Origin of the sequence: Streptomyces sp. NPDC002130 (assembly GCF_040296465.1) — a bacterium.
Lineage (GTDB): Bacteria > Actinomycetota > Actinomycetes > Streptomycetales > Streptomycetaceae > Streptomyces.
In genome coordinates this window covers 1-26,457 of sequence record NZ_JBEOXI010000105.1, presented here as the reverse complement: position 1 = coordinate 26,457, position 26,457 = coordinate 1, and the positions used below count along the sequence as shown (strand labels likewise).

The 26,457-nt window shown below is 73.1% G+C and carries 25 protein-coding genes and 1 riboswitch; of the genes, 13 read left to right on the top strand and 12 right to left on the bottom strand.

Translation table 11 applies throughout. The annotated features are described in order from the left end of the window. Nucleotides 1-1,144, top strand: a 1,144-nt coding sequence (locus ABT116_RS20915; protein WP_351635953.1) for an ABC transporter permease subunit, incomplete at its 5' end; no start/stop codon positions are given. Between the two features lies 1 nt (nt 1,145). Next, the gene (locus tag ABT116_RS20910; protein ID WP_351635950.1) at nt 1,146-2,102 is read left to right on the top strand and encodes an ABC transporter substrate-binding protein; all 957 of its coding nucleotides are present in this window, start codon (nt 1,146-1,148) and stop codon (nt 2,100-2,102) included. 6 nt (nt 2,103-2,108) lie between these two features. Here ABT116_RS20910 and ABT116_RS20905 read toward each other — a convergent pair whose 3' ends face one another. Then, complete coding sequence (locus ABT116_RS20905; protein ID WP_351635947.1) at nt 2,109-2,849, bottom strand: isocitrate lyase/PEP mutase family protein; 741 nt, start codon at nt 2,847-2,849, stop codon at nt 2,109-2,111. Then, nucleotides 2,846-3,364, bottom strand: a complete 519-nt coding sequence (locus tag ABT116_RS20900) for a carboxymuconolactone decarboxylase family protein (protein ID WP_351635944.1) — start codon at nt 3,362-3,364, stop codon at nt 2,846-2,848. Before ABT116_RS20900 ends, ABT116_RS20905 begins: the two co-directional genes overlap by 4 nt. Nucleotides 3,365-3,411: 47 nt before the next feature. Here ABT116_RS20900 and pdxR point away from each other — a divergent pair, with 47 nt between their 5' ends. Together pdxR and ABT116_RS20890 are read left to right on the top strand one after the other, a co-directional pair. Continuing rightward, nucleotides 3,412-4,800: a MocR-like pyridoxine biosynthesis transcription factor PdxR gene (pdxR, locus tag ABT116_RS20895; protein ID WP_351635941.1), complete on the top strand. Its 1,389-nt coding sequence runs from the start codon at nt 3,412-3,414 to the stop codon at nt 4,798-4,800. A gap of 48 nt (nt 4,801-4,848) precedes the next feature. Beyond that, a complete protein-coding gene (locus ABT116_RS20890) occupies nt 4,849-5,316 on the top strand; it encodes a carboxymuconolactone decarboxylase family protein (RefSeq protein ID WP_351635937.1) in 468 nt (155 codons plus the stop codon). Between the two features lie 60 nt (nt 5,317-5,376). Here the strand turns inward: ABT116_RS20890 and ABT116_RS20885 are convergent, their stop codons facing one another. From ABT116_RS20885 to ABT116_RS20855, 7 genes are all read right to left on the bottom strand, one after another. Beyond that, a complete protein-coding gene (locus tag ABT116_RS20885) occupies nt 5,377-6,177 on the bottom strand; it encodes an aminotransferase class IV (protein WP_351635962.1) in 801 nt (266 codons plus the stop codon). Between the two features lie 125 nt (nt 6,178-6,302). Further along, on the bottom strand, nt 6,303-7,481 hold the full coding sequence (locus tag ABT116_RS20880) for an FAD-dependent oxidoreductase (RefSeq protein ID WP_351635934.1): 1,179 nt from the start codon (nt 7,479-7,481) through the stop codon (nt 6,303-6,305). Further along, complete coding sequence (locus tag ABT116_RS20875; protein ID WP_351635931.1) at nt 7,478-9,037, bottom strand: class I adenylate-forming enzyme family protein; 1,560 nt, start codon at nt 9,035-9,037, stop codon at nt 7,478-7,480. The genes ABT116_RS20880 and ABT116_RS20875 overlap by 4 nt, the downstream gene beginning before the upstream one ends. Before the next feature lie 23 nt (nt 9,038-9,060). After that, a complete protein-coding gene (locus tag ABT116_RS20870; RefSeq protein ID WP_351635928.1) occupies nt 9,061-10,584 on the bottom strand; it encodes an AMP-binding protein in 1,524 nt (507 codons plus the stop codon). Continuing rightward, a complete protein-coding gene (pabB, locus tag ABT116_RS20865) occupies nt 10,581-13,442 on the bottom strand; it encodes an aminodeoxychorismate synthase component I (RefSeq protein WP_351635925.1) in 2,862 nt (953 codons plus the stop codon). The genes ABT116_RS20870 and pabB overlap by 4 nt, the downstream gene beginning before the upstream one ends. Nucleotides 13,443-13,472: 30 nt before the next feature. Beyond that, entirely contained in the window at nt 13,473-14,051 is a 579-nt protein-coding gene (locus ABT116_RS20860) for an antibiotic biosynthesis monooxygenase (RefSeq protein WP_351635922.1), read from the bottom strand. A gap of 116 nt (nt 14,052-14,167) precedes the next feature. Further along, nucleotides 14,168-15,013 carry a DMT family protein gene (locus ABT116_RS20855; protein ID WP_351635959.1) on the bottom strand — a complete coding sequence of 282 codons (846 nt, stop codon included), beginning with the start codon at nt 15,011-15,013 and terminating at the stop codon, nt 14,168-14,170. Nucleotides 15,014-15,138: 125 nt separating this feature from the next. Here ABT116_RS20855 and ABT116_RS20850 point away from each other — a divergent pair, with 125 nt between their 5' ends. The 3 genes from ABT116_RS20850 (at nt 15,139) to ABT116_RS20840 (ending at nt 18,386) form a co-directional block, all read left to right on the top strand. Continuing rightward, on the top strand, nt 15,139-15,492 hold the full coding sequence (locus ABT116_RS20850; protein ID WP_351635919.1) for a hypothetical protein: 354 nt from the start codon (nt 15,139-15,141) through the stop codon (nt 15,490-15,492). 16 nt (nt 15,493-15,508) lie between these two features. Beyond that, nucleotides 15,509-16,690: a glutathionylspermidine synthase family protein gene (locus ABT116_RS20845; protein ID WP_351635916.1), complete on the top strand. Its 1,182-nt coding sequence runs from the start codon at nt 15,509-15,511 to the stop codon at nt 16,688-16,690. Between the two features lie 127 nt (nt 16,691-16,817). Beyond that, nucleotides 16,818-16,904, top strand: a riboswitch (ZMP/ZTP riboswitch). Nucleotides 16,905-16,937: 33 nt separating this feature from the next. Then, complete coding sequence (locus tag ABT116_RS20840) at nt 16,938-18,386, top strand: glycine hydroxymethyltransferase (RefSeq protein WP_351635913.1); 1,449 nt, start codon at nt 16,938-16,940, stop codon at nt 18,384-18,386. A gap of 13 nt (nt 18,387-18,399) precedes the next feature. Here ABT116_RS20840 and ABT116_RS20835 read toward each other — a convergent pair whose 3' ends face one another. Then, a complete protein-coding gene (locus ABT116_RS20835) occupies nt 18,400-18,981 on the bottom strand; it encodes a hypothetical protein (RefSeq protein WP_351635956.1) in 582 nt (193 codons plus the stop codon). 507 nt (nt 18,982-19,488) lie between these two features. Here ABT116_RS20835 and trpS point away from each other — a divergent pair. Together trpS and ABT116_RS20825 are read left to right on the top strand one after the other, a co-directional pair. Further along, on the top strand, nt 19,489-20,502 hold the full coding sequence (gene trpS / locus ABT116_RS20830) for a tryptophan--tRNA ligase (protein ID WP_351635910.1): 1,014 nt from the start codon (nt 19,489-19,491) through the stop codon (nt 20,500-20,502). Between the two features lie 140 nt (nt 20,503-20,642). Continuing rightward, nucleotides 20,643-21,221, top strand: coding sequence for a 2'-5' RNA ligase family protein (locus tag ABT116_RS20825; protein ID WP_351635907.1), 579 nt, complete (start codon nt 20,643-20,645; stop codon nt 21,219-21,221). A gap of 12 nt (nt 21,222-21,233) precedes the next feature. Here the strand turns inward: ABT116_RS20825 and dprE2 are convergent, their stop codons facing one another. Then, the gene (gene dprE2, locus ABT116_RS20820) at nt 21,234-21,989 is read right to left on the bottom strand and encodes a decaprenylphospho-beta-D-erythro-pentofuranosid-2-ulose 2-reductase (RefSeq protein WP_351635904.1); all 756 of its coding nucleotides are present in this window, start codon (nt 21,987-21,989) and stop codon (nt 21,234-21,236) included. 22 nt (nt 21,990-22,011) lie between these two features. After that, nucleotides 22,012-23,394, bottom strand: a complete 1,383-nt coding sequence (gene dprE1, locus ABT116_RS20815; protein ID WP_351635901.1) for a decaprenylphosphoryl-beta-D-ribose oxidase — start codon at nt 23,392-23,394, stop codon at nt 22,012-22,014. A 133-nt stretch (nt 23,395-23,527) separates the two neighbouring features. Here dprE1 and ABT116_RS20810 point away from each other — a divergent pair, with 133 nt between their 5' ends. The 4 genes from ABT116_RS20810 to ABT116_RS20795 are packed head-to-tail and all read left to right on the top strand — an operon-like array spanning nt 23,528 to nt 26,340. Continuing rightward, nucleotides 23,528-24,049, top strand: coding sequence for a phosphatase PAP2 family protein (locus ABT116_RS20810; RefSeq protein WP_351635898.1), 522 nt, complete (start codon nt 23,528-23,530; stop codon nt 24,047-24,049). Beyond that, complete coding sequence (locus ABT116_RS20805; RefSeq protein ID WP_351635895.1) at nt 24,042-24,986, top strand: decaprenyl-phosphate phosphoribosyltransferase; 945 nt, start codon at nt 24,042-24,044, stop codon at nt 24,984-24,986. Before ABT116_RS20810 ends, ABT116_RS20805 begins: the two co-directional genes overlap by 8 nt. Beyond that, nucleotides 24,983-25,435 (top strand): GtrA family protein, encoded by a 453-nt coding sequence (locus ABT116_RS20800; protein WP_351635893.1) that lies wholly within the window; start codon nt 24,983-24,985, stop codon nt 25,433-25,435. The genes ABT116_RS20805 and ABT116_RS20800 overlap by 4 nt, the downstream gene beginning before the upstream one ends. Continuing rightward, nucleotides 25,423-26,340: a YihY/virulence factor BrkB family protein gene (locus ABT116_RS20795; RefSeq protein WP_351635890.1), complete on the top strand. Its 918-nt coding sequence runs from the start codon at nt 25,423-25,425 to the stop codon at nt 26,338-26,340. The genes ABT116_RS20800 and ABT116_RS20795 overlap by 13 nt, the downstream gene beginning before the upstream one ends. The last annotated feature ends 117 nt before the right edge of the window (nt 26,341-26,457 follow it).

Here is a 26,457-nt window from a genome sequence, read left to right as displayed (position 1 = left end):
GATCATGATGGCGCTGTCCATGGCCGTCATCGCGGCCGTCATCGGCGCAGGCGGTCTCGGTGACCGCGTCTACCAGGCCCTGGCCTCGGTCGACGTCGGTGCCGCGCTCGCCGCCGGCATCCCGATCGTGCTGCTGGCCGTCGTCCTGGACCGCGTCACCGGCGCGGCGGGGGAGAAGCTCGGCGCCGAACCCGAACCCCACAGCGGGCGCGGCTGGCTCTACGCCCTCGCCGGCGTCGTCGTCGTGGCGGTCGCCGGGCGGCTCGCGGGCCGCCTCGACTGGCCCGACGCCTGGGTCGTCGGCATCGCCGAGCCCGTCAACCGCGCCGTCGACTGGATGACCGCGCACCTGTACTCGGGCGTCCCCGTCGTCGGCGGCACCGCCGACTGGGCGGGCCACTTCACCACCTGGGTCCTCGACCCGATGCGCGACGGCCTGCAGGCGCTGCCCTGGTGGGGCGTCCTGCTGATCGTCGCCGCCCTGGCCTGGGTCATCGGCACCTGGCGCACCGCGCTCACGGCCGTTCTCGCCATGGCCGCGATCGGCGTCCTCGGCGTCTGGAAGCCGTCCCTGGACACCCTCTCCCAGGTCCTCGCGGCCGTCGCCGTCACCCTGGTCGTCGGCTTCGCCGTCGGCATCGCGGCGGCCCGCAGCGACCGCCTGGAGCGGGCACTGCGCCCGGTCCTCGACGTGTTCCAGACGATGCCGCAGTTCGTGTACCTGATCCCGGTCGTCGCCCTGTTCGGCGTCGGCCGCGCCCCGGCCGTCGCCGCCGCGATCGTCTACGCGCTGCCGGCCGTCGTCCGCATCACCACCCAGGGCCTGCGCCAGGTCGACCCGGCCGCGCTGGAGTCCTCCAGCTCGCTCGGCGCGACCAGCTGGCAGCAGCTGCGGCAGGTGCAGCTCCCGCTGGCCCGCCCGGCGCTGCTGCTCGCCGTCAACCAGGGCCTCGTGCTGGTCCTCGCCGTCGTCGTCATCGGCGGCCTGGTCGGCGGTGGCGCCCTCGGCTACGACGTCGTCTTCGGCCTCGCCCAGGGCGACCTGGCGACCGGTCTGGTGGCCGGCGCGGCGATCGTCTGCCTCGGCCTGATGCTCGACCGGGTGACCCAGCCCACCGAACGCCGCGCGAAGAAGGGAGCCTGACATGCGGATCCGTACGACCGCCGCGGTCGCCGCGGTGAGCTCCCTGGCGCTGCTCACCGGCTGTGGTGCCGCCGACATGACCAAGCAGGCCTCGCCCTTCGCCAACGCGCAGGGCTCCAAGACCGTGACCCTGTCCGTGCAGTCCTGGGTGGGCGCCCAGTCGAACGTGGCCGTCGCCCAGTACCTCCTGGAGCACGAGCTGGGCTACCGCGTCGACACCGTCCAGGTCGACGAGGTGCCCGCCTGGGACGCCCTCAGCCAGGGCCGCGTCGACGCGCTCCTGGAGGACTGGGGCCACCCCGAGCAGGAGCAGCGCTACGTCAAGGACAAGAAGACGATCGCGCCCGGCGGCGAACTCGGCGTCACCGGCCACATCGGCTGGTTCGTCCCGACGTACTTCGCCAAGAAGCACCCGGACATCACGAACTGGAAGAACCTCAACAAGTACGCCGACCAGTTCCGCACGCCGGAGAGCGGCAGCAAGGGCCAGCTGATGGACGGTTCGCCGTCCTACGTCACCAACGACAAGGCGCTGGTGAAGAACCTGAAGCTGGACTACCAGGTGGTGTTCGCCGGGTCCGAGGCGGCGCAGATCACGCAGATGAAGCAGTTCGCCAAGGAGAAGAAGCCCTTCCTCACCTACTGGTACTCCCCGCAGTGGCTCTTCAAGAAGGTCCCGATGACCGAGGTGAAGCTGCCGGCGTACAAGGAGGGCTGCGACGCCGACCCGGAGAAGGTCGCCTGCGCCTACCCGCACACGCCGCTGCAGAAGTACCTCAACGCGGACTTCGCGAAGAGCGGCGGCAAGGCGGCGGCCTTCCTGAAGAAGTTCAAGTGGACGACCGAGGACCAGAACGAGGTCTCCCTGATGATCGCCGACCAGAAGATGACGCCGGAGGACGCGGCGAAGAAGTGGGTGGACAGCCACAAGTCCACGTGGAAGAAGTGGCTGTCCTGACGTCCGCTAGGTCAACTGAGCGGCGATCTCCCGCAGTGCGCGGGCGGCCCGCCGCTGGAGCCCCGGCCCGAAGGTGATCCGGGTGGCCCCTCGCGCGCCGAGTTCGGCGGGTGAGGGGCCACCGTCGACCGGGGCCCCCACGTTGACCGGCCCCTGGATGCCGGCCCGCAGCAGCGGCAGGATCTCCGGCGGGGCCCCGATCGGGTACACGCAGTCGGCTCCGGCGGCGACGTACAGCGCGGCCCGCTCGATGGCCGGGCCGGGATCGTCCACTCCGCGGGAGAAGGTGTCGATGCGGGCGTTGACGAACAGCCGGTCACCGGCCGCCTCCCGCACCTCGGCCAGCCAGTCGGCGTGCGCCCGCGGGTCCTTGAGCACCCCGTCCGCGGAGTCCTCCAGGTTGCAGCCGACCGCCCCCGCCTCCAGCAGCCGCTCCACGAGGTCCTTCGGGGCGAGCCCGTACCCGCCCTCCACGTCCGCCGACACCGGCACATCGACGGCCCGGGCGATCCGGGCGACCGCCGCGAACATCTCGTCGGCCGGGACCTGACCGTCCTCGTACCCGAGGGAGGCGGCGACCCCCGCACTGGGCGTGGCGAGCGCGGGGAACCCGGCCTCGGCGAACACCCGCGCGCTGGCCGCGTCCCAGGGCCCGGGCAGCACGAGCGGGTCGCCGGGCGCCCGGTGGTGGTGCAGGGCGCGGAACACGCCGGCCTTGCCCGTCGTACGTGCCCTCCCGGCCGTCACTTGTGCTGCCCCGGCTCGTAGTGCCCCGGCACCATACGGCAGGTCACCCCGAACCGGTTCCAGGCGTTGATCACCGTGATCGCGGCGATGACCTGCGCCAGCTCGGCCTCCTCGAAGTGCTTCGCGGCGTTGTCGTAGACCTCGTCCGGTACGAAACCGTGCGTCAGTACCGTCACCGCCTCCGTCAGCTCCAGCGCCGCGAGCTCCTTCGCGGAGTAGAAGTGCCGCGACTCCTCCCACGCCCCGAGCTGGATGATCCGCTCGACGCTCTCCCCGGCGGCGAGGGCGTCCTTGCTGTGCATGTCGAGGCAGAACGCGCAGCCGTTGATCTGCGAGGCGCGGATCTTCACCAGCTCCAGCAGCTTGGGGTCCAGGCCCCGCCGGGCCGCCACGTCGAGCCGGACCATCGCCTTGTAGACCTCGGGCACGTGCTTGGCCCACTCCAGGCGGGCGGGCTGTTCGGGGGCGTACTCCACGCTTTCCGGGGCCGTCGTTTCGTCGGTGTGCGTCGTCATGCCCTCGACCCTAGGAACAAAGCAGCCCAGGAGTATGGTCCATTTCCATGGCGGAATCATGGGCCACTCTGGGGCTCGACCTTCATGTGGAGCCGACCGGGCCGGGCCTGCGCCGGGGGCTGACCGACGCCCTGCGCGAGGCCGTGCGCTCCGGGCGGCTGGCACCCGGGACCCGGCTGCCGTCCTCCCGCGCACTCGCGGCCGACCTGGGGATCGCCCGCAACACCGTCGCCGACGCCTACGCCGACCTGGTCGCCGAGGGCTGGCTCACCGCCCGGCAGGGCTCGGGCACCCGGGTCGCCGAGCGGACGGTCGTGCCGCCCACCGGCACCGCACCCCACCCGCGCACTCCGGCCCGCCCGGCCTACGATCTGCGCCCCGGCAGTCCGGATCTCACGTCCTTCCCGCGCGCGGAGTGGATCAAGGCGGCCCGCCGCGCCCTGACCGCCGCCCCTCACCACGCCCTCGACTACGGCGACCCGCGGGGCCGCCCCGAGCTGCGGGCCGCGCTCGCCGGGTACCTCTCCCGGGCCCGGGGGGTGCGCGCCGACCCCGAAAGGATCGTGGTGTGCGCCGGGTTCGCGCACGGTCTGAAGCTGCTCGGCACGGTCCTGCGGGCGCGCGGGGCGCGGACCGTCGCGGTCGAGTCGTACGGCCTCGACGCGCACGCCAGGATCTTGACCGGCTCCGGCCTGGACACCGCCGCGCTGCCGTTCGACCGGCTCGGCACGGACCCGGCCGGGCTGCCCGGAGCCGACGCGGTCCTCCTCACCCCCGCCCACCAGTTCCCCATGGGCGTACCCCTGCACCGCGACCGCCGTACGGCCGTCGTGGACTGGGCGCGGCGCACCGGCGGGCTGGTGCTGGAGGACGACTACGACGGCGAGTTCCGCTACGACCGGCAGCCCGTCGGCGCGCTGCAGGGCCTGGACCCCGACCGGGTGGTCCACCTGGGCACGGCGAGCAAGTCCCTCGCGCCCGGGCTGCGGCTGGCCTGGATGGTGCTGCCGCCGGGCCTCGCGGAGGAGGTCGCGGCGGCCAAGGGCGGCGTCGACACGTGCGGGGTGCTGGACCAGCTGACCTTGGCCGAGTTCCTCACGTCCGGTGCCTACGACCGGCACGTCCGCGCGGCCCGACTGCGCTACCGGCGGCGCCGCGACGCCGTGGTCGCCGCCGTCACGGCCCGGGCCCCACAGGCCCGCGTCAGCGGCATCGCGGCCGGTCTGCACGTCCTGCTGCGGCTGCCGCCGGGCACCGAGCAGTCGGTGGTCCAGGCGGCGCACTGGCGGGGTCTCGCGCTCCACGGACTCGCCCGCTACACCCACCCCGCAGCGCGGGCCGAGCCCGTCGACGCCCTGGTCGTCGGATACGGCACTCCGCCGGACCACGCCTGGTCGGGGGCGCTGGACGCACTGTGTGCGGTACTGCCCGGATAATCACGCGAATTACCCTCCGGAATGCCGGTAGAAGGATATGGTCACCCCATGAGTGAACGTTCTCCGATATCCCGCGTCGCCCTGAAGGAAATCACCCCCGACGTCTCCGCGGCAATGGGCTCCCTGCATGCCGCCGCCGTTTCCGCGGCCCAGGACGCCAAGCTCGAACCTGAACTGCTGGAACTGGTCAGGATCCGGGCCTCCCAGATCAACGGCTGTGCGTTCTGCCTCGACCTGCACACCAGGGACGCCCGCGAACAGGGCGAGACCGAGCGGCGCCTGCACACCCTGAACGCCTGGCGGGAGACGCCCTTCTTCACCGAACGCGAGCGGGCCGCCCTGGCGTTGACCGAGGCCGTGACGCTGGTCCACGACGGTCGCGTCCCGGACGCGGTCTACGCCGAGGCGGCCGCGGTGTTCGACGAGAACCAGATCGCGGCCCTCATCTGGACGGCGACCGTCATCAACGCCTACAACCGGATCGCGATAGCGACGCGCATGGTCCCGAAGAACTGAAAAGGGCAGCGGAAAGGGCGCCGGATCGAATTCGATCCGGCGTCGTTCCTTTCCTCCGGTTCAATCGGCCGGAAGCGGCTCCATAAGGCTCTCCAGCCATTCCCGCCATTCCCCGGCCCGTTCCGCCGGAGGGACCCGCATCGGCCGTCCGATCCAGCCCGTCACCGGCCGGATGCCGTGCAAAGCGTTCACCAGCCAGACCTCACAGCCGTCCAGTTCGGCCACGGTCCGCTCCCGGTGCGCGATCCGGAACCCGGAGCGCAGCGCCCGCTCCTGGACCAGCCCGGCCGTCACACTCGGCAGGACGGGCAGCCGCGGCGGGGGCAGGCACAGGGTGTCGTCCTCCCACCACAGGACACCCGCGGTGGCCGACTCCAGGACCGTGCCCGAGGGGGCGATCAGCACCGCCTCCTGGGCGCCCTCACCCCTGGCCCGGCGGCGTACCCGGGCCAGGGCGTCCAGGTCCGGGCCCTTGCGGCGGGGCACGGTCCGCGGATCGGACTGGCCCGCCGCCCAGAGGCGCACCCCGGTGCCGAGCGGCGGGGCGGGCCGCAGCCGCAGCCGCAACTCCAGGGAACCCGCCGCCAGTTCCACCCGGGGGAACCACACCCCGGTCCGCGGCAGGACGGCGGTCACGTCCTGCCAGAACTCCGCAAGCCGGCGCGGCTCGGGCCCGCCGCAGTCACCGCAGGACCGCGAGAACCTCTCCCGATGCCGGGCGTAGGCCCGCACCCGGCCCTCGCGCAGCAGCCAGGAGTCCGCCACGAGCAGCCGTCCCCCGTCCGTCCGCTCCGGGGCCGGGGTCGGCCCCCCACCGGGCGTCCACGCCCACAGGCCCTCCGCCACCGCCGGTCCCGTCACCACGAGGTCCTCCTCAGTACGTGCGGACGTGCGGCCCGCGCCACCGCCGGTCCCGTCACCACGAGGGCCGGCCTCGGTACGTGCGGCCCGCGCCACCGCCGGTCCCGTCACCACGAGGGTCCTCCTCAGTACGTGCGGCCCGCGACCGCGGGCGCCCCGTGCCGGGGCCCGTACGGCGCGTGCTCCAGCCAGGATCCACACCAGGGCAGCACCGGCGCCAGGGCCGCCGCGGCCCGCTGTCTGACCCGGACGGCCCGGCGGCGCGGCCGCAGATGGTCCAGGGCCGTACCGGCCGCGGCGCTGTTGAACAGGCCCGCCGCGCGCCGCACCTCCGCATAGCGCGTGACCGCCTCGCCGGTCCCGGCGGCGATCGCCTCGGCGGCGGCCGCCGCGTCCGCGATCCCGCTGTTCATCCCGCGCGCCCCGAACGGCGGGAAGAGATGCGCCGCCTCACCGGCCAGCAGCACCCGCCGGTGCGGATCGGTGAACGAGGCCGCCACCTTGCGCACGAAGCGGTACGTCGACACCCACAGGATCCGCTCGCCGTAGCCGTCCCCGACGATCGCGGGCAGCCAGCGCCGTACGGCCTCCTCGGGGCCGAACTCCTCCGGCCGGTCCTCGTCGCGGCACTGCAGGTCGACCTGGAAGCCCCCGGTGAACGGCACCCGCATCACGCTGCGCCCGCCGGTCCCGGGATGCTCGTAGTGGAAGACCCGCTCCCACGGCAGCTCGGCGCCCGGCACATCGGCGACGTCCGCGACGACGTGGAAGCCCTCGCCGCGGGTGCCCTCCAGCTCGATGCCCAGCGCGCGCCGGACCGCGGAGCGGGCCCCGTCCGCGGCGACGACACGGGAAGCGCTCCACTCCCGCCCGTCCGCACCCGTCAGCAGTACGTCGCTGTCCGTGCTGTGCACGCCCGTCACGCGGGCGTCCCACACGAAGTCGACCCGGGCCCGCTCACAGGCCGCGCGCAGGAACCGCTCGGTGTCGGTCTGGCGCAGGCTGGTGAAGGGCGGCGGTCCGGACGGGGGAGGGAAGGTCCGGGCGTAGACCTCACGGCCCCGGTAGAGGGTGCGCCTGGTGTGCCAGGTCCGCCCGTACGAGGTGATCTCGGCGGCGAGGCCGGGCAGCATCGCGTCCAGCAGGGCGAGGGTCTCCCGGTGCACGAACAGGGCCCGGCTGCCCGGCCGTTCACGGCCTTGCGGATCGGCCTCCAGCAGCGTGACCGGCAGGCCGTGCGCCCGCAGCGCGAGGGCCGCCGACAGGCCCACCGGTCCGGCCCCCACGACCACGACCGGGGTCATGCCCGCACACCCTCGGCGAGCATCCGGGCGATCTCCACCCGCTTCACCTTCCAGGTCGCCGTCATCGGCAGCTCCTCGAACCGCCACTGCCGGGGCTCGGCCATCGCCGGCAGCCCGGCCGTGGCCCGCCGCCAGCGCTCCGGGTCCAGGGGCCGCTCGCCGCGCACGCACACCACCGGCACCGGCTCGCGGTCCGCCCCCGGCACGATCACGACCTCGCGCAACTCCTCCAGCCGCGACATCAGGGCGTCCTCCACCTCCAGGTTGCTGTGCACCGCGTCGATCCGGTCGACCTCACGGTCGATCAGGTACAGCGCGCCCAGCCGGTCCCGGTAGCCCAGATCACCCATCTCCCACCAGCCGTCGGTGAGCTGACGGTCGTAACGGTCCGGCATGCCGAGGTAGGTGAGGATCCGGCCCCGCGTGCGCGCCTCGATGCGGCCCGGGGTACCGGGCGGGACCCGCGCGCCCTCGGCGTCGGTGACCCGGACCCGGGTGAAGCCGGGTATCCCGAACCCGACCCGGCGCCCGTCCGCCCGGGCCGCACTGCGCCGGGTCACCACCTGGAACGCCACCGGGCCCGTCTCGCTCTGCCCGTACAGCTGGATCAGCCAGGGCGTACGGCGCCGCGAGGCGTCCAGCAGCCGCCGCACGGTGCGCGGATGGATCGCGTCGAACGTCGAGCCGTACGACCTGACCCGGGACAGCGGCGCCCCGGGCGCGCCGGCCAGTTCCTCCCACAGCACGAACGTGTTGGGGTGCGTCTCCACGATGCCGGGCCGGTGCCGGACCAGCAGCGGGCCGACCGCGGCCGGGTCCGGGTCGGTGATCAGCACGAGCGGGCTGCCGAAGTGCAGCAGCACGCCGAGCAGGTGGTAGAAGCGCGAGTGCACGAACGACATGTGCAGCGCGGCCGTCTCGCCCCGGGTGGGCCAGCCCATGGCCTGCTGCGGCACGAGCCGGTTCCACATGGTCCGCGCGCAGTGCACGGCGAGTTTGGGGACGCCGGTGGTGCCCGAGCTGTGGGTGATCAGGGCGGGGTCGCCAGGGTGGAGCCGGACGGGCGGGGGCGTTTCGGCGCCGGTGTATTTGGCCAGGGGCTCGGCACGGGGCGCGTCGTCCACGGACAGCGTCCGCCGCACGAGCCCGGACAGGGCGATGTCCTTCAGGCCGTCCAGCGTCGCGGCGTCGGTGATCAGCCAGGGCTGCCGCAGCCGCGCGAGGAGCTGCCCGGCCACCTCCGGGGCCAGCGCGGGCGACAGCAGCACGGGCACGGCCCCGATACGGGAGACGGCACAGGTCAGCAGCATGATGTCGACGTTGTCCGCCTTGTGCACGACGACCTGCTCCGAGGGCCGTACCCCGGCCTCCCACAACCGGCCCGACATCTCCTCGACCACCTCGGCCAGCACGGTGTAACTCAGGTCGGCCCCGAGGGACGGAGCGACGTCCAGCGGCCGGTCGAGGGTGACGAAGACCGCCCCGTGCCGGTCGGCCGCACGCCGGAAGACCGGTCCCAGATAGAACCCTCGGTCGGCGAGCAGGTGCTGTCTCATGGGGTCGTTCCTCTCCGTGGTGTTCACCAGGCGCCCTTGCGGACCAGATGACGGCGGAGCTTCCCGGTCGGAGTGCGGGGCAGCGACGGGACGAAGCTGACGCTGCGGGGGACCTTGAACGCGGCGAGGCTCTCGCGTGCCAGGCCGGTCAACTCGTCCGCCAGACCGTCCTGTAAGGGTGCCGCGGGGACCACGAAGGCCCGCAGCCGGCTCGCGCCGCGCCCGTCGGGAACCGCCGCGACCGCAACCTCCCGCACCGCCGGATGACCGCGCAGCACGGCCTCCACCTCCAGCGGGGAGACGGTGATGCCGCCGACCATCTCCATGTCGTCGACGCGCCCCAGATGCCGGTACGTGCCGTCCGGTTCGCGGCGGGCCCGGTCGCGCGTGGCCAGCCAGCCGCCCACGAGGGTCCGGGCGGTCTCCTCGGGCCGGTCGAGATAGCCGGGTGTCACCGTCGGCCCGCGCACCCACATCTCGCCCTCGTCGCCGTCCGGCACCGGATGCCCGTCGCGGTCGCGCAGCTCCACCTCGAAGCCGGGGACGGGAAGCCCCACGGTGCCCGGGTGGTTGTGGGCGAACCCGTTGGCGCAGAACGCGTGACCGGCCTCGGTGGAGCCGATCTGCTCCAGCACCGGAGCGCCCAGCAGCGCGGTCACCTGCCGGGCCAGCCCTTCCGGCAGCCCCTCACCGGCCGACACCGCCGCCCGCACCGAGGCGAAGCAGCCCTCGTGCCCGTGGCCCCGCTCGGCGACCAGCGCGGCGTACGCGGACGGCACGGAGTACAGCAGCGTCACCCGGTGCCGGGCCACGAGCTCGTCGACGGCCGCCGGAGAGGGCCGCCGGTCGACCAGGACGGCGGACGAGCCGGAGAACAGCGGGAAGACGAACGCGTTGCCGAAGCCGTAGGCGAAGAACAGCTTCGACACCGACAGGGTGACGTCCTCCGCCGTGATCCGCAGCACCCGCCGCCCGACCAGGTCGTGGTACGTGCGGGGATCGCCGTGCGTGTGCACGACGCCCTTGGGGCGGCCCGTGGTGCCGGAGGTGTACTGCACGTAGAGCGGGCTGTGCGCGTCGACCTGGTGCGCAGGGGCCGGCTCGGCGGCGGGGGCCAGGGCCATCAGCTGGTCGGCACCGAGCCCCGCCCGGCCGTCGAACCGTCCCTCCAGGCCCGGCCCCGTCACACACAGCACGGCGTCGGTGTCCTCGGCCAGGAACGCGTGGTCGGCGGCCGGGAGTTCGGGGTTGACCAGGACCGCGACGGCCCCGAGCCGGGCGGTGGCGAGGAAGGCCGTCACCCAGGCGAGGGAGTCCGGCAGTGCGAGCAGCACACGGTCGCCGGGGCGCACCCCGTGGGCGGCCAGCACCGTGGCCGCGCGGGCGGCGAGGCCGTGCACCTCACCGTGGGTCCAGGCGCGGTGCCCCTGGTGGAAGGCGGTCCGCCCGGTCCATCCACGCCGCTCGGCGAGTTCCGCCAGGTGGGCCGCGAGATTCCCGGGCACCCCGGTCCCGGCCGGGCTCAACGTGGCTTGCGGACTGGTCATCGCCGGGCCTCCCCGGCCGCACCGGCCTTCTGCCCCGGCGGCTGCCGGCGCATCCGGCCGGCGGTGTGCTGATGGAGGGCCCGCATCGGGGCCGCCGTCTTCAGCAGCATCTCCTCGTACTCGGCCTCCGGATCGGAGCCGAGCACGATCGCGCCGCCCGCCCCCAGATGCACCTGGCCCGCGGCGAGGACGGCGGTCCGGATCACGATGCTGAGGTCCGCTCCGCCGCCGCACCCGAAGTAGCCCAGGGCTCCGGAGTAGACGCCGCGGGCCTCGGTCTCCAGCGAGTCGATGATCTCCAGCGTGCGCAGTTTCGGCGCGCCGGTCATCGACCCGCCCGGGAAGCAGGCCCGCACGCAGTCCACCGCGTCCGTACCGGCCCGCAGCCTGCCCTCAACGGTCGACACCAGCTGGTGCACGGTGGCGTACGTCTCCGTGGCCATCAGCTGCGAGACCCTTACGGTCCCGGTCCGGCAGACCTGCCCCAGATCGTTGCGCAGCAGGTCCACGATCATCAGGTTCTCGGCCCGGGTCTTGGCGTCCGCCGCGAGCGCGTCGCGCAGCCGGGCGTCCTCCTCCGGCCCGTCGCCCCGGGGCGCGGTGCCCTTGATGGGCCGGGCCTCGGCGGTGCCGTCCCGGCCGATCCGCAGGAACCGCTCGGGCGAGGAACCGGCCACCTCCACTTCCCCGAACCTCAGGAACGCCGCGTACGGGGCCGGGTTGTCGCGGCGCAGCGTCCGGTAGAACTCCAGCGCGTCGGGCGGCGCGGGCAGCCGGGCGGCGTTCGTCAGGCAGACCTCGTAGCTGGTGCCCGCCCGCAACGCCTGTCGGCAGGCTTCGATGTCCGCGAGGTACGTCGCCCGGTCGCGCACCAGCCACGGTTCGGCGGCGCCGGGGTCGGCCGGGGCCGGCGGCGCGGGCAGCGGGGACCGCTCCGTCGCCACGCAGGAGAGGACGGCCAGCACCCCGTCCAGCCAGTCGGCGGCCTCCCGCCCGGCCTGCGGGGTGTCCTCCGCCAGGCACACGACGTAGGTGAAGCCCTCCTCGTGGTCCACCGCGATCACCCGGTCGGCGAACAGCCAGGCGGCGTCCGGGACGGAGGAGCGGTGCCGGTTGGCCGAGCCGCAGTCGGCCTTCACCTCGTAGCCGAAGTAGCCGACGTAGCCGCCGGTGAAGTCGAACGGCAGCCCGGTCGCGTCCACCCGGCGGGTCGTCAACTGCCGTTTGAGGTAGTCGAAGACACTCGCCCTGACCCGCCGCACCGGCCGGCCCGCCCGCTCGATCTCACACTGCCCGGCGGCGACGTCGTACCGCACGAACTCGGCGAGCGGCCCTTGGTCGTCCCCGAGGAACGAGAACCGCGACCGCCCCGGCTCGACCAGCGAACTGTCCAGCCAGAAGGCCCGCGGCGACCCCGCGAACATCCGCCCGAAGACCGCCTCGGCATCGACGGCACCGCTGATCCGCCGGGTGTGCAGCCGATACCCGACCCGCCCGGGACGACGGGGCCGGGGGAAACCGACGGAGGGCGCATGCGCGGCGGCGGACGCACCGACCCCGACGGGCCTGCCCTGCCCTGCGGCCGGGACGCCCCCGTGCGCCGAACCGGCCCCGTCCTGCCCTGCGGCCGGGACACTCCTGTGCGCCGAGGCGGTCCCGTCCTGCGCTGCGGCCGGGAAGCCTCTGTGCGCCGAGGCGGTCCCGTCCTGCCCTGCGGCCGGGAAGCCTCTGTGCGCCGAGGCGGTCCCGTCCTGCCCTGCGGCCGGGAAGCCTCTGTGCGCCGAGGCGGTCCCGTCCTGCCCTGCGGCCGGGAAGCCTCTGTGCGCCGAGGCGGTCCCGTCCTGCCCTTCGGCCGGGACACTCCTGTGCGCCGAGGCGGTCCCGTCCTGCCCTGCGGCCGGGAAGCCTCTGTGCGCCGAGGCCATCCCGTCCTGCCCTGCGGCCGGGACGCCCCTGTGCGCCGAGGCCATCCCGTCCTGCCCCGCGGCCGGGGCACCCCTGTGCGCCGAGGCGGTCCCGTTGTGTTCCCCGGCCGGGACGACGCCGTGCGCCGGACCGGCCCCGCCCGAAGCCTTCGCCGCGCCGAGGGGGACGACAGCCGCCCGGGAGACCGCGGCGACCTGGAAGACCGCCGCTGTCGCGGGCTTGCGCGGGCGCCCGGTGTCCGAGGGGACCGTCCCCGCCCGCCACACCCCCGTGTCGCACTCGGGGACGCCCGGACGCCGCCGGATCCCCTCGTGCGACGGCACGGCCGTGTTCTTCGTGCGCAGCTTGCCGGCCCGCTGGGCGGTGAGGTTCCGGAAGTTCACGAGCATGCGGTGCCCGTACTCCGTGAGGACCGACTCGGGATGGAACTGCACCCCCCACAGCGGCCGGCTGCGGTGCCGGAGCCCCATCAGGACGCCGTCCTCCGCCCAGGCGGTGGCCTCCAGCGTCTCCGGCAGCGGCTCGCGCACGGCCAGGGAGTGGTAGCGGACGGCGGTGAAGTGCTGCGGCAGCCCGTGGAACAGGTCCCGTCCGTCGTGCCGGACCGTGGACAGATGCCCGTGCCGCGGCTCCGGAGCGGGCGTCACCAGACCGGCCTCCCCGAGCGCGATGCCCTGATGCCCCAGACACACCCCGAGCACCGGAACCGGGGAGGTCGCGAGCAGCCTGCCCCCGATGCCGAAGTCACGCGCCTCGCCCGGGTGACCGGGGCCGGGGGAGACCACGAGGTTGTCGAACGCCCGGAGGTCGGGGAGACCCTCGACGGGCGCGTCGTTCCGGACCACCACCGGCTCCTCGCCATTGACCTCGGCGATCAGCTGGAACAGGTTGTACGTGTACGAGTCGTAATTGTCGATGAGCAGGGTCTTCACCCGCCCACCTCCCTCTGTTCGTTCGCGGGCCTATGTGGCCCGGCGTTTGTGCCGGCCGCGCAGTGCCTGGAGCGACGGGTACAGCCATTTCCTGAAGAAACGCTGCAGCCGAGGCATGAGAATCCACGTGACGAGGGCCGTCACACACAGACACAGCAACAGCGTGCGAAACAGTGCATTGAGGTCACCGAGATAGGGAAGAACCGTCAGATTGAACAGGAGTACCGGCGGGAAAACCGCGCTCATATTCACGAACCACAGTTTCCATTTCGACGGCGGCGCCGGTGGCGCGGGTGTCAGCGTCTGCGCGTCGAACCAGGCCCGGGCGCCCGGCACCCTCCGGCGCTCCGCCTCCCGGGCGACCCCCTCCAGCCGGGCGTCCCACCGCTCCCGAGAGTCTGATTTCTCCCAGGCCAGGGCCGAACCCTCGCTGGCGAAGCGATAGACGACATGCCATTCCGCCCCTCCGTCGACAAGTACCCCACCCCCCAGAAATCCCGGCTGCCGCGCGGTCGCGCCCAGCATGGCCCACCCCCAGGAGTGGAAGTCGGCCGCACGGCCCGGCGACACGCGATAGGCCACGGTGACCGTGACGGGATTACTGGTCACGCCGTCCCTTACGGAAAGCGCTCACCCCGCGTTCAAGATTCAACAAACAATTTTCCGGCTGTTCGCAAGATCGCCCCCGATGGTGCGCACTTCCGACAGCCGGAAAGCGCCGTCCCTCACCGCGGTACGACGGCGTGCTCCTCCGCCTCCACCGGCGCCTCCCCGAACCGCGACAACGCCAGCGCCCCCGCCACCGCCACCGCGAAACCGAGGATCGCCGGCCACCCCAGCCCCGGCCGCGTACGGTCCCCGAGCCACACCACACCGATCAGCGCGGGCGCGACGGTCTCCCCGAGCACCAGCCCGGCCGTCGCCGTGGTCACCGACCCGCGCTGCAGGGCCGTGGTGAGCAACAGGAAGGCCGCCCCGCCGCCGAACAGCAGCGCGTACGTCGCCGGATCGGGAAACAGCTCACCGGCCGAGAACCCGTCGATCAGCCGTACCGACACCTCCACCACCCCGAACCCCAGCCCCGCCCCCAGCCCGAGCGTCAGCGCCCGCCCCCGCTCCGGCAGCCGCCCGGCCGCAGCCCCGAGCAGCAGCACCCCGGCCGCCGCCCCGAGCATCGCCCACTTCAGCCAGCCCGGCCCCGGCTCGTCGCCCTCGGCCCCCGAAGCCGGCCCCAGCAGCGCGAGCCCGCCGCACACCACCGCCACCGCCGCCCACTCGACGCGGCTCAGCCGCACCCTGATCAGCCGCGCCGCGACCACGGCCGTCACCGCGAGGCTCGCGGCCAGCGCCGCCCCCACGGCGTAGATCGGCACCGACCGCAGCGCCAGAACCTGCAGCACGAAGCCGAGCCCGTCCAGCGCGAGGCCGGCCAGATACCGCCACTGCCGCAGCGCCCGCCACAGCAGCGCCACCTCCCCGCCCGGCCCGGTCGCCGCCGCCGACCGCGCGGCGATCGCCTGCAACACCGTCGCCGTACCGAAGCAGACCGCCGCACCAAGGGCGCACACCATTCCAAAGAGCACAAACGGACAGTAGGGGAGCGGTCGCGCACGGGGGGCCATGCGGGCCGGCTCTCACCGATCTCTAGGCTGACCGTCTGTCAGTGCACGACGGGGAGACACGGGGAGACACGCACATGGCTGAAACACGGCGACGGCTGCGCTCGAGCACGGTGGTGCTGGGCGGCATGGGCGTCCTCGCGGCGGCCCTGTCCGCCTGCGGCTCCGACCCGGACCGCCGCTGCGTGGACCGGGACAGCTACGACTACATCAACGGCTACAAGATCGTCGCCGACAAGAACTGCTCGTCCGGCACCTCCTCCTCGGGCAAGGGCCGCAAGAAGTCCGGCAAGACCAGGAGCTCCGACGCCGACTGGTACTACGACGCCGACGTCAGCGGCGGCTACGCCGACCACGGCACCTTCAGCCGCAGCGAGGCCGTCGACCGGGGCGGCTTCGGCTGCTCCGGCTCCGGCAGCGGCGGCGGCTGACGGGCGGACACGGCCGATGGAACGCAGAACCGTCGAACCCCGCCCCGGCTGGCAGCAGACCGTCGAGGAACAGGGCCTGATCTACCCCCTGACCCGCTACCCCGACGACTCCCTGCGCCCCTACTGGGACGAGAGCGCGTACTACGTCTTCTCGCTGGAGGAGATCGAGGCCCTCGAAGAGGTCGTCGAGGACCTCCACCGCATGTGCCTGGCGGCGGCCGGCCACATCGTCGCCGAGGACCGCTTCGCCGACCTCGGCATCACCGACCCCCGGGTCGCCCGCAGGGTCGCAGAGGCCTGGCAGCGCCGAGCCGAACTCCCCTCGGTCTACGGCCGCTTCGACCTCCGCTACGACGGCACCGGCCCGGCCAAGCTCCTGGAGTACAACGCCGACACCCCCACCTCCCTGGTCGAGGCCGCGTCCCCCCAGTGGTTCTGGATGGAGGACCGCTTCCCCGGCGCCGACCAGTGGAACTCCCTGCACGAACGCCTCATCGACGCGTGGAAGAAGCAGGCCGCCCTCCTCCCGCCCGGCAGCCCCCTGTACTTCGCGTACTCCTCCGCCGACGAACTCGGCGAGGACATGATGACGGTCGCCTACCTCAAGGAGACGGCCGAGCAGGCGGGCATGGCCACCGACTGGATCGCCATGGAGGAGATCGGCTGGGACCGCCTCTCCGGCCGCTTCGTCGACAACCGCCTCCGCTTCATCCGCAGCATCTTCAAGCTCTACCCCTGGGAATGGCTCACCACCGACCGCTTCGCGGACCACGTCCTGGACACCCTCGACAACGGCGGCGGCACGGGCTCCACCCTGTGGATAGAACCGGCCTGGAAGATGCTCCTCAGCAACAAGGCGCTCCTGGCGATCCTCTGGGAGCTGTATCCGGACCACCCGAACCTCCTCCCGGCCTACCTGGACGGCCCTCGCGACCTGTCCACGAAGGGCTGGGTCGCCAAGCCCCTCCTCGGTCGCGAGGGCGCGGGCGTCACGATCCACGACCCCGGATCCACCCCCACCGTCCGCGACGAGCCCTGCTGCTACCAGCAGCTGGCCCCCCTGCCCGACTTCGACGGCAACCGGGTGGTCCTGGGCGCGTGGGTGGTGGAGAACGAGTCGGCGGGCCTGGGCATCCGGGAATCGTCGGGCCTGATAACGGACGAGTACGCGAGATTCCTGCCCCACGTGATCCTTTAGACGGGGCCGGGAGGGACACGCCCCTGAAAGGGGCGCGGGGAACTGCGCGACAAGCCCCCACGCACCCGCACTCGGCACCGAAGAGCAACCCGCCAGACACTCCCCGCCCACCCCACCCGGTAGGCTGACCGAGGGCCGTGACTGGCGCGCTGGGATGGGACCAACCATCGGGGAGCGGCCCGAGCAGAGAGAGCCGTGCGCCTGGGCCGTACCGTGAACGCTGAACGCAACGTCCGGAGGTCCACACATGTCAGCCGAGCCCCTCTCCACCGCTTCCACCGCCTACCGCGCCGCCCTCGACGTGATCCGCGCCGTCGAACCCCGCGTGGCGGACGCCATCGGCCAGGAGGTCGCCGACCAGCGCGAGATGCTCAAGCTGATCGCCTCGGAGAACTACGCCTCCCCGGCCACCCTCCTCGCGATGGGCAACTGGTTCAGCGACAAGTACGCCGAGGGCACCATCGGCCGCCGCTTCTACGCCGGCTGCCGCAACGTCGACACCGTGGAGTCCCTCGCCGCCGAGCACGCCAGGGAACTCTTCGGCGCCCGCCACGCCTACGTCCAGCCGCACTCCGGCATCGACGCCAACCTCGTCGCCTTCTGGGCCGTCCTCGGCGCCCGCGTCGAGGTGCCCTTCCTGGAGAAGACCGGCGTCCGCCAGATCAACGACCTCACGGACGCCGACTGGTCCGAGCTGCGCCAGGCCTTCGGCAACCAGCGCATGCTCGGCATGTCCCTGGACGCCGGCGGCCACCTCACCCACGGCTTCCGCCCGAACATCTCCGGCAAGATGTTCGACCAGCGCTCCTACGGCACGGACCCGGCCACGGGCCTCATCGACTACGAGGCGCTGCGCACCTCCGCCCGCGAGTTCAAGCCGCTGATCATCGTCGCCGGCTACTCGGCCTACCCCCGTCTGGTGAACTTCCGGATCATGCGGGAGATCGCCGACGAGGTCGGCGCGACGCTCATGGTCGACATGGCGCACTTCGCCGGCCTGGTCGCGGGCAAGGTCCTCACCGGCGACTTCGACCCGGTCCCGCACGCCCAGATCGTCACGACGACCACCCACAAGTCGCTGCGCGGCCCCCGCGGCGGCATGGTGCTGTGCGACGACTCGCTGAAGGACCAGGTCGACCGCGGCTGCCCGATGGTCCTCGGCGGCCCGCTCCCGCACGTCATGGCCGCCAAGGCGGTCGCTCTCGCGGAGGCCCGCCAGGAGTCCTTCCGCGACTACGCCCAGCGCATCGTCGACAACTCCCGCGCCCTCGCCGAAGGCCTGATGCGCCGCGGCGCGACCCTGGTGACCGGCGGCACGGACAACCACCTGAACCTGATCGACGTCGCCTCCTCCTACGGCCTCACCGGCCGCCAGGCCGAGGCAGCGCTGCTCGACTCGGGCATCGTCACCAACCGCAACGCCATCCCCGCCGACCCGAACGGCGCCTGGTACACCTCCGGCATCCGCATCGGCACCCCCGCCCTGACCACCCGGGGCCTCGGCACCGCCGAGATGGACGAGGTCGCCGGCCTCATCGACCGGGTCCTCACCACCACGGAGCCGGGCACGACCAAGTCGGGCGCCCCCTCCAAGGCGTCCCACGTCCTCGACGCGAAGATCGCCGACGAGATCTCCCGCCGCGCCACCGACCTCGTGGCCGGTTTCCCGCTGTACCCGGAGATCGACCTGGGCTGACGCCCGCGGCTCGTCACTCGTCCAGGTCGATCAGCACCTGACGCGGCTCCTCCCGCGGCGGTCCGGCTTCCCGCCGGGCCGCCGCGCGGCGTATCAGCAGCGTGCCGCCGGCACCGGTCGCGAGCCCCAGCGCCCCTGCCGTCACGGCCCAGCGGACCTCACTCCGCGTCCCGGGCAGGTCGGCGGCGGCCGTGCTCGCGACGGGCCCGCCCCCCAGGTCACCCAGCAGCCGCGCCCCGTCCAGCCGGTCGAAGAGCGACCGCGGCGCCCGGTGCCAGCGGATGTCGTCGTCCTCCACGGCGGGCGTCGGATCCGACCGCACCCAGGGCGTGCCGTCCTCGGCCACCACCAGCTGGTCCTGCCGCTCGACGGCCACGTCCCCGCCCGGCGGCCGGTTGGTGGTGGGCCAGCCGCCGACTCCGGACAGCCCCCAGACGACCGTCAGCCGCACCTGCGGAAAGTTCCCCTCCGTCCACTCCTCCGGAACCCGCTCCGTCCCCTGGAACGTGGGCTCGAGCAGCTGCCACAGCCGGGCGAAGGCCGGCTCTCCCGAGCGCACCGCCGTCGTCCGCCCCGTGCCGCCCGCGACGACCATCGCCACGTCCGGAACGTCTCGAGGCCGCACAGGGAGAGCCACGGCCGACGACACCGCCACACACCCGCCCAGAGCACCCGCCACCGTCACCACCAGCGCACACCACCCCACACGACGGCGCAGCGCTCCGACCACACGACGCAACAGCACTCCCGCCCCACCACGGCGCAGTGCTCCGGCCACACCGCACTGGCGCAGTGCTCCGGCCACACCGCACTGGCTCAGCGCTGTCGCCACAGCACCGCGCAGCACTCCCGCCCCACCACGGCTCAGCGCCCGGCCCCGGCCCCGCTCTCCGCCCGCTCCGCCCAGTGCCCGCATCGGTCCCCCTCCCCCTCCGCCTCCGCACCGCCACGCCCCGAGCCGGCCCGGGACAGCCCCTCCGTGCCGGTCCCTCCGTGCCCCTGCGTGTCCCCACACCCTTGTTACACCGCCGGGCCCGAACGCGATCCCGTCTGTTTCCGGCCGGTTCCGGATCGGCCCCCGAGACCTGAGAGAATGGTGAGCATGGCCTCTGACCGACCTCGCGTGCTCTCCGGGATCCAGCCCACCGCCGGCTCGTTCCACCTCGGCAACTACCTCGGCGCCGTCCGCCAGTGGGTGGCCCTGCAGGAGACCCACGACGCGTTCTACATGGTCGTCGACCTGCACGCGATCACCATCCCGCAGGACCCGAAGGACCTGCGCGCGAACACGCGCCTGGCCGCGGCCCAGCTCCTCGCGGCGGGTCTCGACCCGGACCGCTGCACGCTCTTCGTGCAGAGCCACGTCCCCGAGCACGCCCAGCTCGCCTGGATCATGAACTGCCTCACCGGCTTCGGCGAGGCCGGCCGGATGACCCAGTTCAAGGACAAGTCCGCCAAGCAGGGTGCCGAGCGCGCCTCCGTCGGCCTGTTCACGTACCCGATCCTCCAGGTCGCGGACATCCTGCTGTACCAGGCGAACGAGGTCCCGGTCGGCGAGGACCAGCGCCAGCACATCGAGCTCACCCGCGACCTCGCCACGCGCTTCAACGGTCGCTTCGGCGAGACCTTCACGCTCCCCAAGCCGTACATCCTCAAGGAGACGGCGAAGATCTACGACCTCCAGGACCCGTCGATCAAGATGAGCAAGTCGGCGTCCACGCCGAAGGGCCTCATCAACCTCCTCGATGAGCCGAAGGCCACGGCCAAGAAGGTCAAGAGCGCCGTCACCGACACCGAGACGGTGATCCGCTACGACGCCGAGAACAAGCCGGGCGTCAGCAACCTGCTCACGATCTACTCGACCCTCACCGGCGAGAGCATCGCCGAGCTGGAGGAGAAGTACACCGGCAAGATGTACGGCGCGCTCAAGACGGACCTCGCCGAGGTCATGGTCGAGTTCGTCACGCCGTTCCGGGAGCGCACCCAGCAGTACCTGGACGACCCCGAGACGCTCGACTCGGTCCTCGCCAAGGGCGCCGAGAAGGCCCGTGCGGTCGCCGCGGAGACCCTCGCCCAGGCCTACGACAAGGTCGGCTTCCTGCCCGCCAAGCACTGAACCGGCCCCCCGCACAGGGCCGTACCACCGAACAGCGCTGTACATCACTCCGGTTGCGCCTGCCCGTAACCCGGTCGTGGCCGTACAGTCGATAACCGGGTGGTCGTATCAGCGGCCACACTGACACGACAGGAGACGAAGTGGGGACCGTAACGATCGGTGTCTCGATCGCGGTCCCGGAGCCTCACGGCAGCGAGCTCCAGCAGCTGCGCGCGGGCTTCGGCGACGCCTCTGCTCACGGCATCCCCACGCACGTCACCCTGCTGCCGCCGACAGAGGTCGACGAGAGCGCCCTGCCGGCCGTCGAGGCGCATCTGGCCGAGGTCGCCGCGGCCGGCCGCGCGTTCCCCATGCGGCTGTCCGGCACCGGCACCTTTCGCCCGCTGTCGCCGGTGGTGTTCGTCCGGGTCGCCGCGGGCGCGGAGGCCTGCACGCTGCTCCAGCAGCAGGTCCGCGACCCCGCAGGACCGGCCGCGCGCGAACTGCAGTTCCCGTACCACCCGCACGTCACCGTGGCGCACGGCATCGACGAGCCGGCCATGGACCGCGCCTTCGAGGAACTGGCCGGCTACGAGGCCGAGTGGCCCTGCACCGGCTTCGCCCTCTACGAGCAGGGCGCCGACGGCGTCTGGCGCAAGCTCCGTGACTTCCCCTTCGGCGGCTCGGTGGTCCCCCCGCAGGCCGGGCGGGTGGAGCGCGGCTCGGTCCCCACCCGCTGAGCCGCCCGCGGATCAGACCGGCAGCCGCCGGAACACCCCGCGCGGCAGGTGCCGCAGCGCCGCCATCACCACCCGCAGCGTCCCCGGCACCCACACCGTCTCCGAGCGGCGCCGCAGCCCCAGCTCCACGGCCGACGCGACCGCCTCGGGCGTGGTCGCCAGCGGTGCCTCGGGCAGCCCGGCGGTCATCCGCGTCCGCACGAACCCGGGGCGTACGACCATGACGTGCACGCCCGTGCCGTGCAGCGCGTCGCCCAGGCCCTGCGCGAAGGCGTCGAGGCCGGCCTTGCTGGAGCCGTAGATGAAGTTCGCGCGGCGGGCCCGCTCGCCCGCGACGGAGGACATCACGACCAGCGAGCCGTGCCCCTGGGACTGGAGCGAGCGGGCGCACACCAGCCCGGCCGAGACCGCGCCGGTGTAGTTGGTCTGCGCGACCCGCACCGCCGCCTCGGGCTCCCGCTCGTCGCGGGCCTGGTCGCCGAGCAGCCCGAAGGCGAGCAGCACCATGTCGACGTCGCCCTCGGCGAAGACCTTGCCGAGCACGGCCTCGTGGGAGGCCGGGCCGAGGGCGTCGAAGGCGACGGTGTGCACGTCGGCCCCGAGGCCGCGCAGCTGACCGGCGGCCTCCTCCAGCGCGGGGGACGGGCGGCCGGCCAGCCAGACCGTACGGGTGCGGCGGGCGATCAGACGGCGGGCGGTGGCCAGCGCGATCTCCGACGTACCGCCGAGGACGAGCAGGGACTGGGGGAGGCCGAAGGCGTCCTTCATGACAGCAGCTCCTAGAGGTTGCTCACAGACTGAGGCGGCGGGCCAGGTCGGACACGAACACCCCGCGCGGGTCCAGCCGGGCGCGCAGTTCACGGAAGTCGTCGAGACGCGGGTACATCGCCGCGAGCAGCTCCGGGCGCAACCGGGCGTCCTTGGCGAGGTAGACGCGACCGCCCGCGGCGGCGACCTCCTCGTCCAGTTCGTCGAGGAACGCGCCGAGGCCGGGCAGGCCCGCCGGGATGTCCATCGCCAGGGTCCAGCCCGGCACGGGGAACGACAGCCAGCCCGGGTCGGACTCCCCGAAGCGCTTGAGCACGGCCAGGAAGGACGGGCAGCGGCGTTCGGAGATGCGGCGCACGATGCGGCGCAGGGCGTCCTCCCGGCCGTGGCCGACGACGAACTGGTACTGCACGAAGCCGCCCCGGCCGTAGACGCGGTTCCAGTGGGGCACGCCGTCCAGGGGGTGGAAGAAGCCGGAGATCCGCTGGAGTCGGCCGGTCCGGGCGCGGGGGGCCTTGCGGTACCACAGCTCGTTGAACAGGCCCACCGTCGTCCGGCTGAGCAGGCCCTCGGGGAGGACCGCGGGGGTGGCCGGGAGGCGGGGAGTGCGGAAGGCCAGCGGGTCCCGGCGCAGGCGGGCGGGGAGCGCGTCCAGCGGCGCGTGGTCGCCGCGGGTGAGGACCGCGCGCCCGGTGGCGGCGCCCCGGGCCAGCAGGTCGATCCAGGCGACCGAGTAGCGGTAACGGTGGTCGGTGGCCGCCAGCCGGGCCATCAGGTCGTCCAGGTCCGTCGCCCGCTCGGTGTCGACCGACATCAGCGAGGTCTCGACGGGCTGGAGCCGGATCGTCGCCGTGAGGATCACGCCGGTCAGGCCCATGCCGCCGGCCGTCGCGTCGAACAGCGGCGTGCCGGGGACCACCGTGCGGATCTCGCCGTCCGCGGTGAGCAGTTCGAGGGCGAGCACGTGCCGCGCGAAGGAGCCCGAGACGTGATGGTTCTTGCCGTGGATGTCGGCGCCGATCGCCCCGCCGACGGTGACGTAGCGGGTGCCGGGGGTGACCGGCACGAACCAGCCGAGCGGCAGCAGCACCTCCATCAGCCGGTGCAGGGAGACGCCCGCGTCGCACAGCACGGTGCCGCCGTCGGCGTCGATCGCGTGCACCCGGTCCAGGGCCGTCATGTCGAGCACGGACCCGCCCGCGTTCTGCGCCGCGTCCCCGTACGCCCGTCCCAGGCCCCGGGGGATCCCGCCGCGCGCCCCGCAGTCCCGGACGGCCGCCGCGGCCTCCTCGTACGTGCGCGGGCGGATCAGCCAAGCGGCGGTGGGGGCGGTGCGGCCCCAGCCCGTGACGGTGGTGTGGTCCAGGCCCATGACGTCCGGGTCGGAATCGGTGTCGGCAGACATGTTCGTGACCGTATCGCCCTACTGTGAGCGAATAGTTAGCGAACATGGCATCCCTCCCCGAAATGGGTGATTAATGGGATGTCGCTCAATATTGCCGGAGTTCAGGCCTGAAGGGCGTGAACAGTGAGTCCACATGGACGACCTCGACGACCTGCACGACATGGACCACCGGATCGTTTCGGCGCTCAGGGAGTGCGGCACCGACCCGCGCGTGGCTGACGCCGCTCGTGCCCTGTCCTGGGCGGGTGAGCACGCGGCGCTGTGGCTGGCGGCGGGGCTCGCCGGAGCCGCCGTCGACGGCGGGCGACGCGGTGCCTGGCTGCGCGGCACGGCCCTCACCGCCGGGGCGCACCTGGTCAGCATGGGGGTGAAACGGGTCGTGCGCCGACCGCGCCCCGCACACGTCGAGCCCCTGGTGCGCACCGCCGGCCGGCACTCCTTCCCCAGCTCGCACGCCGCCTCAGCGGCGGCCGCCGCCGTCGCCTTCGGGGCCCTGGGCGCCCACGCGGTCCCGCCGCTCGCCGGCCTGGTGTGCGTCTCACGGCTGGTGGCCGGCGTCCACTTCCCCACGGACATCGCCGCCGGCGCGGCCCTGGGCGCCCTCACGGCCCGGCTCGGCGCCCGCTGGATGCGGGGAGGCGCCCACCATGGCTGAGACGGCCGTCCTGCGGCAGCGCACCCACGAGGAGCAGCCCGGGCCACCCCACAAGGGCGGTCTCCTGGCCGGTCTCCTCAGGACCGCGCGCCCCAAGCAGTGGGTCAAGAACGTCCTCGTGGCCGCCGCCCCGGCCGCCGCAGGCGAACTCTTCTCCCGGCACGCGCTGCTGCAACTCGCCCTGGTCTTCTGCCTCTTCACCGCCTGCGCCGCTGCCGTCTACCTCGTCAACGACGCCCGCGACGCCGACGCCGACCGCGCCCACCCCGTCAAGCGGCACCGGCCGGTCGCCGCCGGGCAGGTCCCGGTACCCGTCGCCTACACCGTCGGCGGCTGCCTGGGCGTCCTCGCGCCCGCCGCCGCGGCCTGGTTGTGCGGCCCGGCCGTCGCCGCCCTGCTGACCGCCTACCTCGCCATGCAACTGGCCTACTGCGTCTGCCTCAAGCACGTCCTGGTCGTCGACCTCGCCGTCGTCACGACCGGTTTCCTGATGCGGGCCGTGGTCGGCGGACTCGCCCTCGGCATCCCGCTGTCGCGCTGGTTCCTGATCACCACCGGTTTCGGCGCGCTGTTCATGGTGTCGGCCAAGCGCTACTCGGAAGCCGTCCAGATGGCCGGAAAGGCGGGCGCCACCCGCGCGTTGCTCACCGAGTACACCACCGGCTACCTCCGCTTCGTCTGGCAGCTCGCGGCCGGCGTCGCCGTCCTCGGCTACTGCCTGTGGGCCATGGAGGAGGGCGGCGTCCCGCACACCAGCGTCCTGCCCTGGCGCCAACTGTCCATGGTCGCCTTCATCCTGGCGATCCTCCGCTACGCCGTCTTCGCCGACCGCGGCACGGCCGGCGAACCCGAGGACGTCGTCCTGGGCGACCGCGCCCTCGCACTCATCGGCGTCGCCTGGGCGGCGATGTACGGCCTGGCCGTGGCGAACTGGTGACCACGCGCGCGTGGCGGAGCCCCACGCTCCCGGGCCGCCGGGAGCTGCTCGGCTTCGCCACCGTCGGTCTCCTCGCCTACGCCGTCGACCTCGCCCTGTTCACCGCCCTGCGCGGCCCCGCCGGACTCGACCCGATCACCGCCAAGTCCCTGTCGTTCCTGGCCGCCTGCACGGTCGCCTACGCGGGCAACGCCCTCGGCACCTACCGCACCGCACGCGCACCGGGTCTGCGGGCGTACGCCGTGTTCTTCGCGGTGAACCTCGCCGGAGCCGCCGTACAACTGCTCTGCCTGGCCGTCAGCCACTACGGCCTCGGCCTCACCTCGCAGCGCGCGGACACCGTCTCCGGCGCGGTCATCGGTATGGCGCTGGCCACAGTCCTGCGGTTCTGGGGTACCCGTACATGGGTGTTCCGGGCGGAGGGCAGAGTCGGATCATGGACTGGCTGAAAAGACTCCCGGTGATCGGGCCGTGGGCGGAGCGGCTGATGATCACGCACGCGTGGCGGTCGTACGAGCGGCTCGACCGCGTGAAGTGGACGCGGCTGGCCGCCGCGATGACCTTCACCAGTTTCGTCGCGCTGTTCCCGCTGCTGACGGTGTCCGCCACCATCGCCGCCGCCACGCTCAGCACGGGCCAGGAGGAGAAGCTGCAGGACAAGCTCGCCGAGCAGGTCCCGGGCATCTCCGACCAGCTGGACATCGCCGGCCTCGTGGACAACGCCGGCACGATCGGCCTCATCGCGGGCGCGCTGCTGTTCTTCACGGGCGTCAGCTGGGCCGGCTCGATGCGCGAGTGTCTGCGGGCGGTGTGGGACCTCGACGACGACGAGGAGAACCCCGCCCTGCGCTACGGCAAGGACGCGGGCGTCCTGATCGGCCTCGGCGGCGCGCTCCTCGTCACCATCGCCGCCTCCGCCGTCGCCTCCGCGATGATCGGCTGGATCACCAAGGAAGCCGGCATCGACGAGGGCGGCTGGGGCGGGGTCCTGCTGCACATCGCCGCGTTCCTGATCGCCGTCCTCGCGAACTTCCTGCTCCTGCTCTACGTCCTGACCCTGCTGCCCGGCGTCGAGCCGACCCGCCACCGCCTGCTCGTGGCGGCGCTGACCGGCGCGATCGGCTTCGAACTGCTGAAGCTGCTGCTCAGCGGCTATCTGCAGGGTGTGGCGGCGAAGAGCATGTACGGCGCGTTCGGGGTGCCCGTCGCGCTGCTGCTGTGGATCAACTTCACCTCGAAACTGGTGCTGTTCTGCGCCGCCTGGACAGCGACGCAGAGCAAGGAGGACGAAGTCCCGGGCCTCACGGGCGGGTGCGGCGGCGCACCAGATCCGGCAGCGGCCAGCGGCGGTTGACCAGGAACGCGCCGCCAGCGAGCAGCACCAGCACCCCGCCCGTGATGCCGAGCGCCGTCCCGATGCCGCTGGACCCTTTTGCCCGCCAGGTGGTTCGGCCGCCAATACACCCGGACA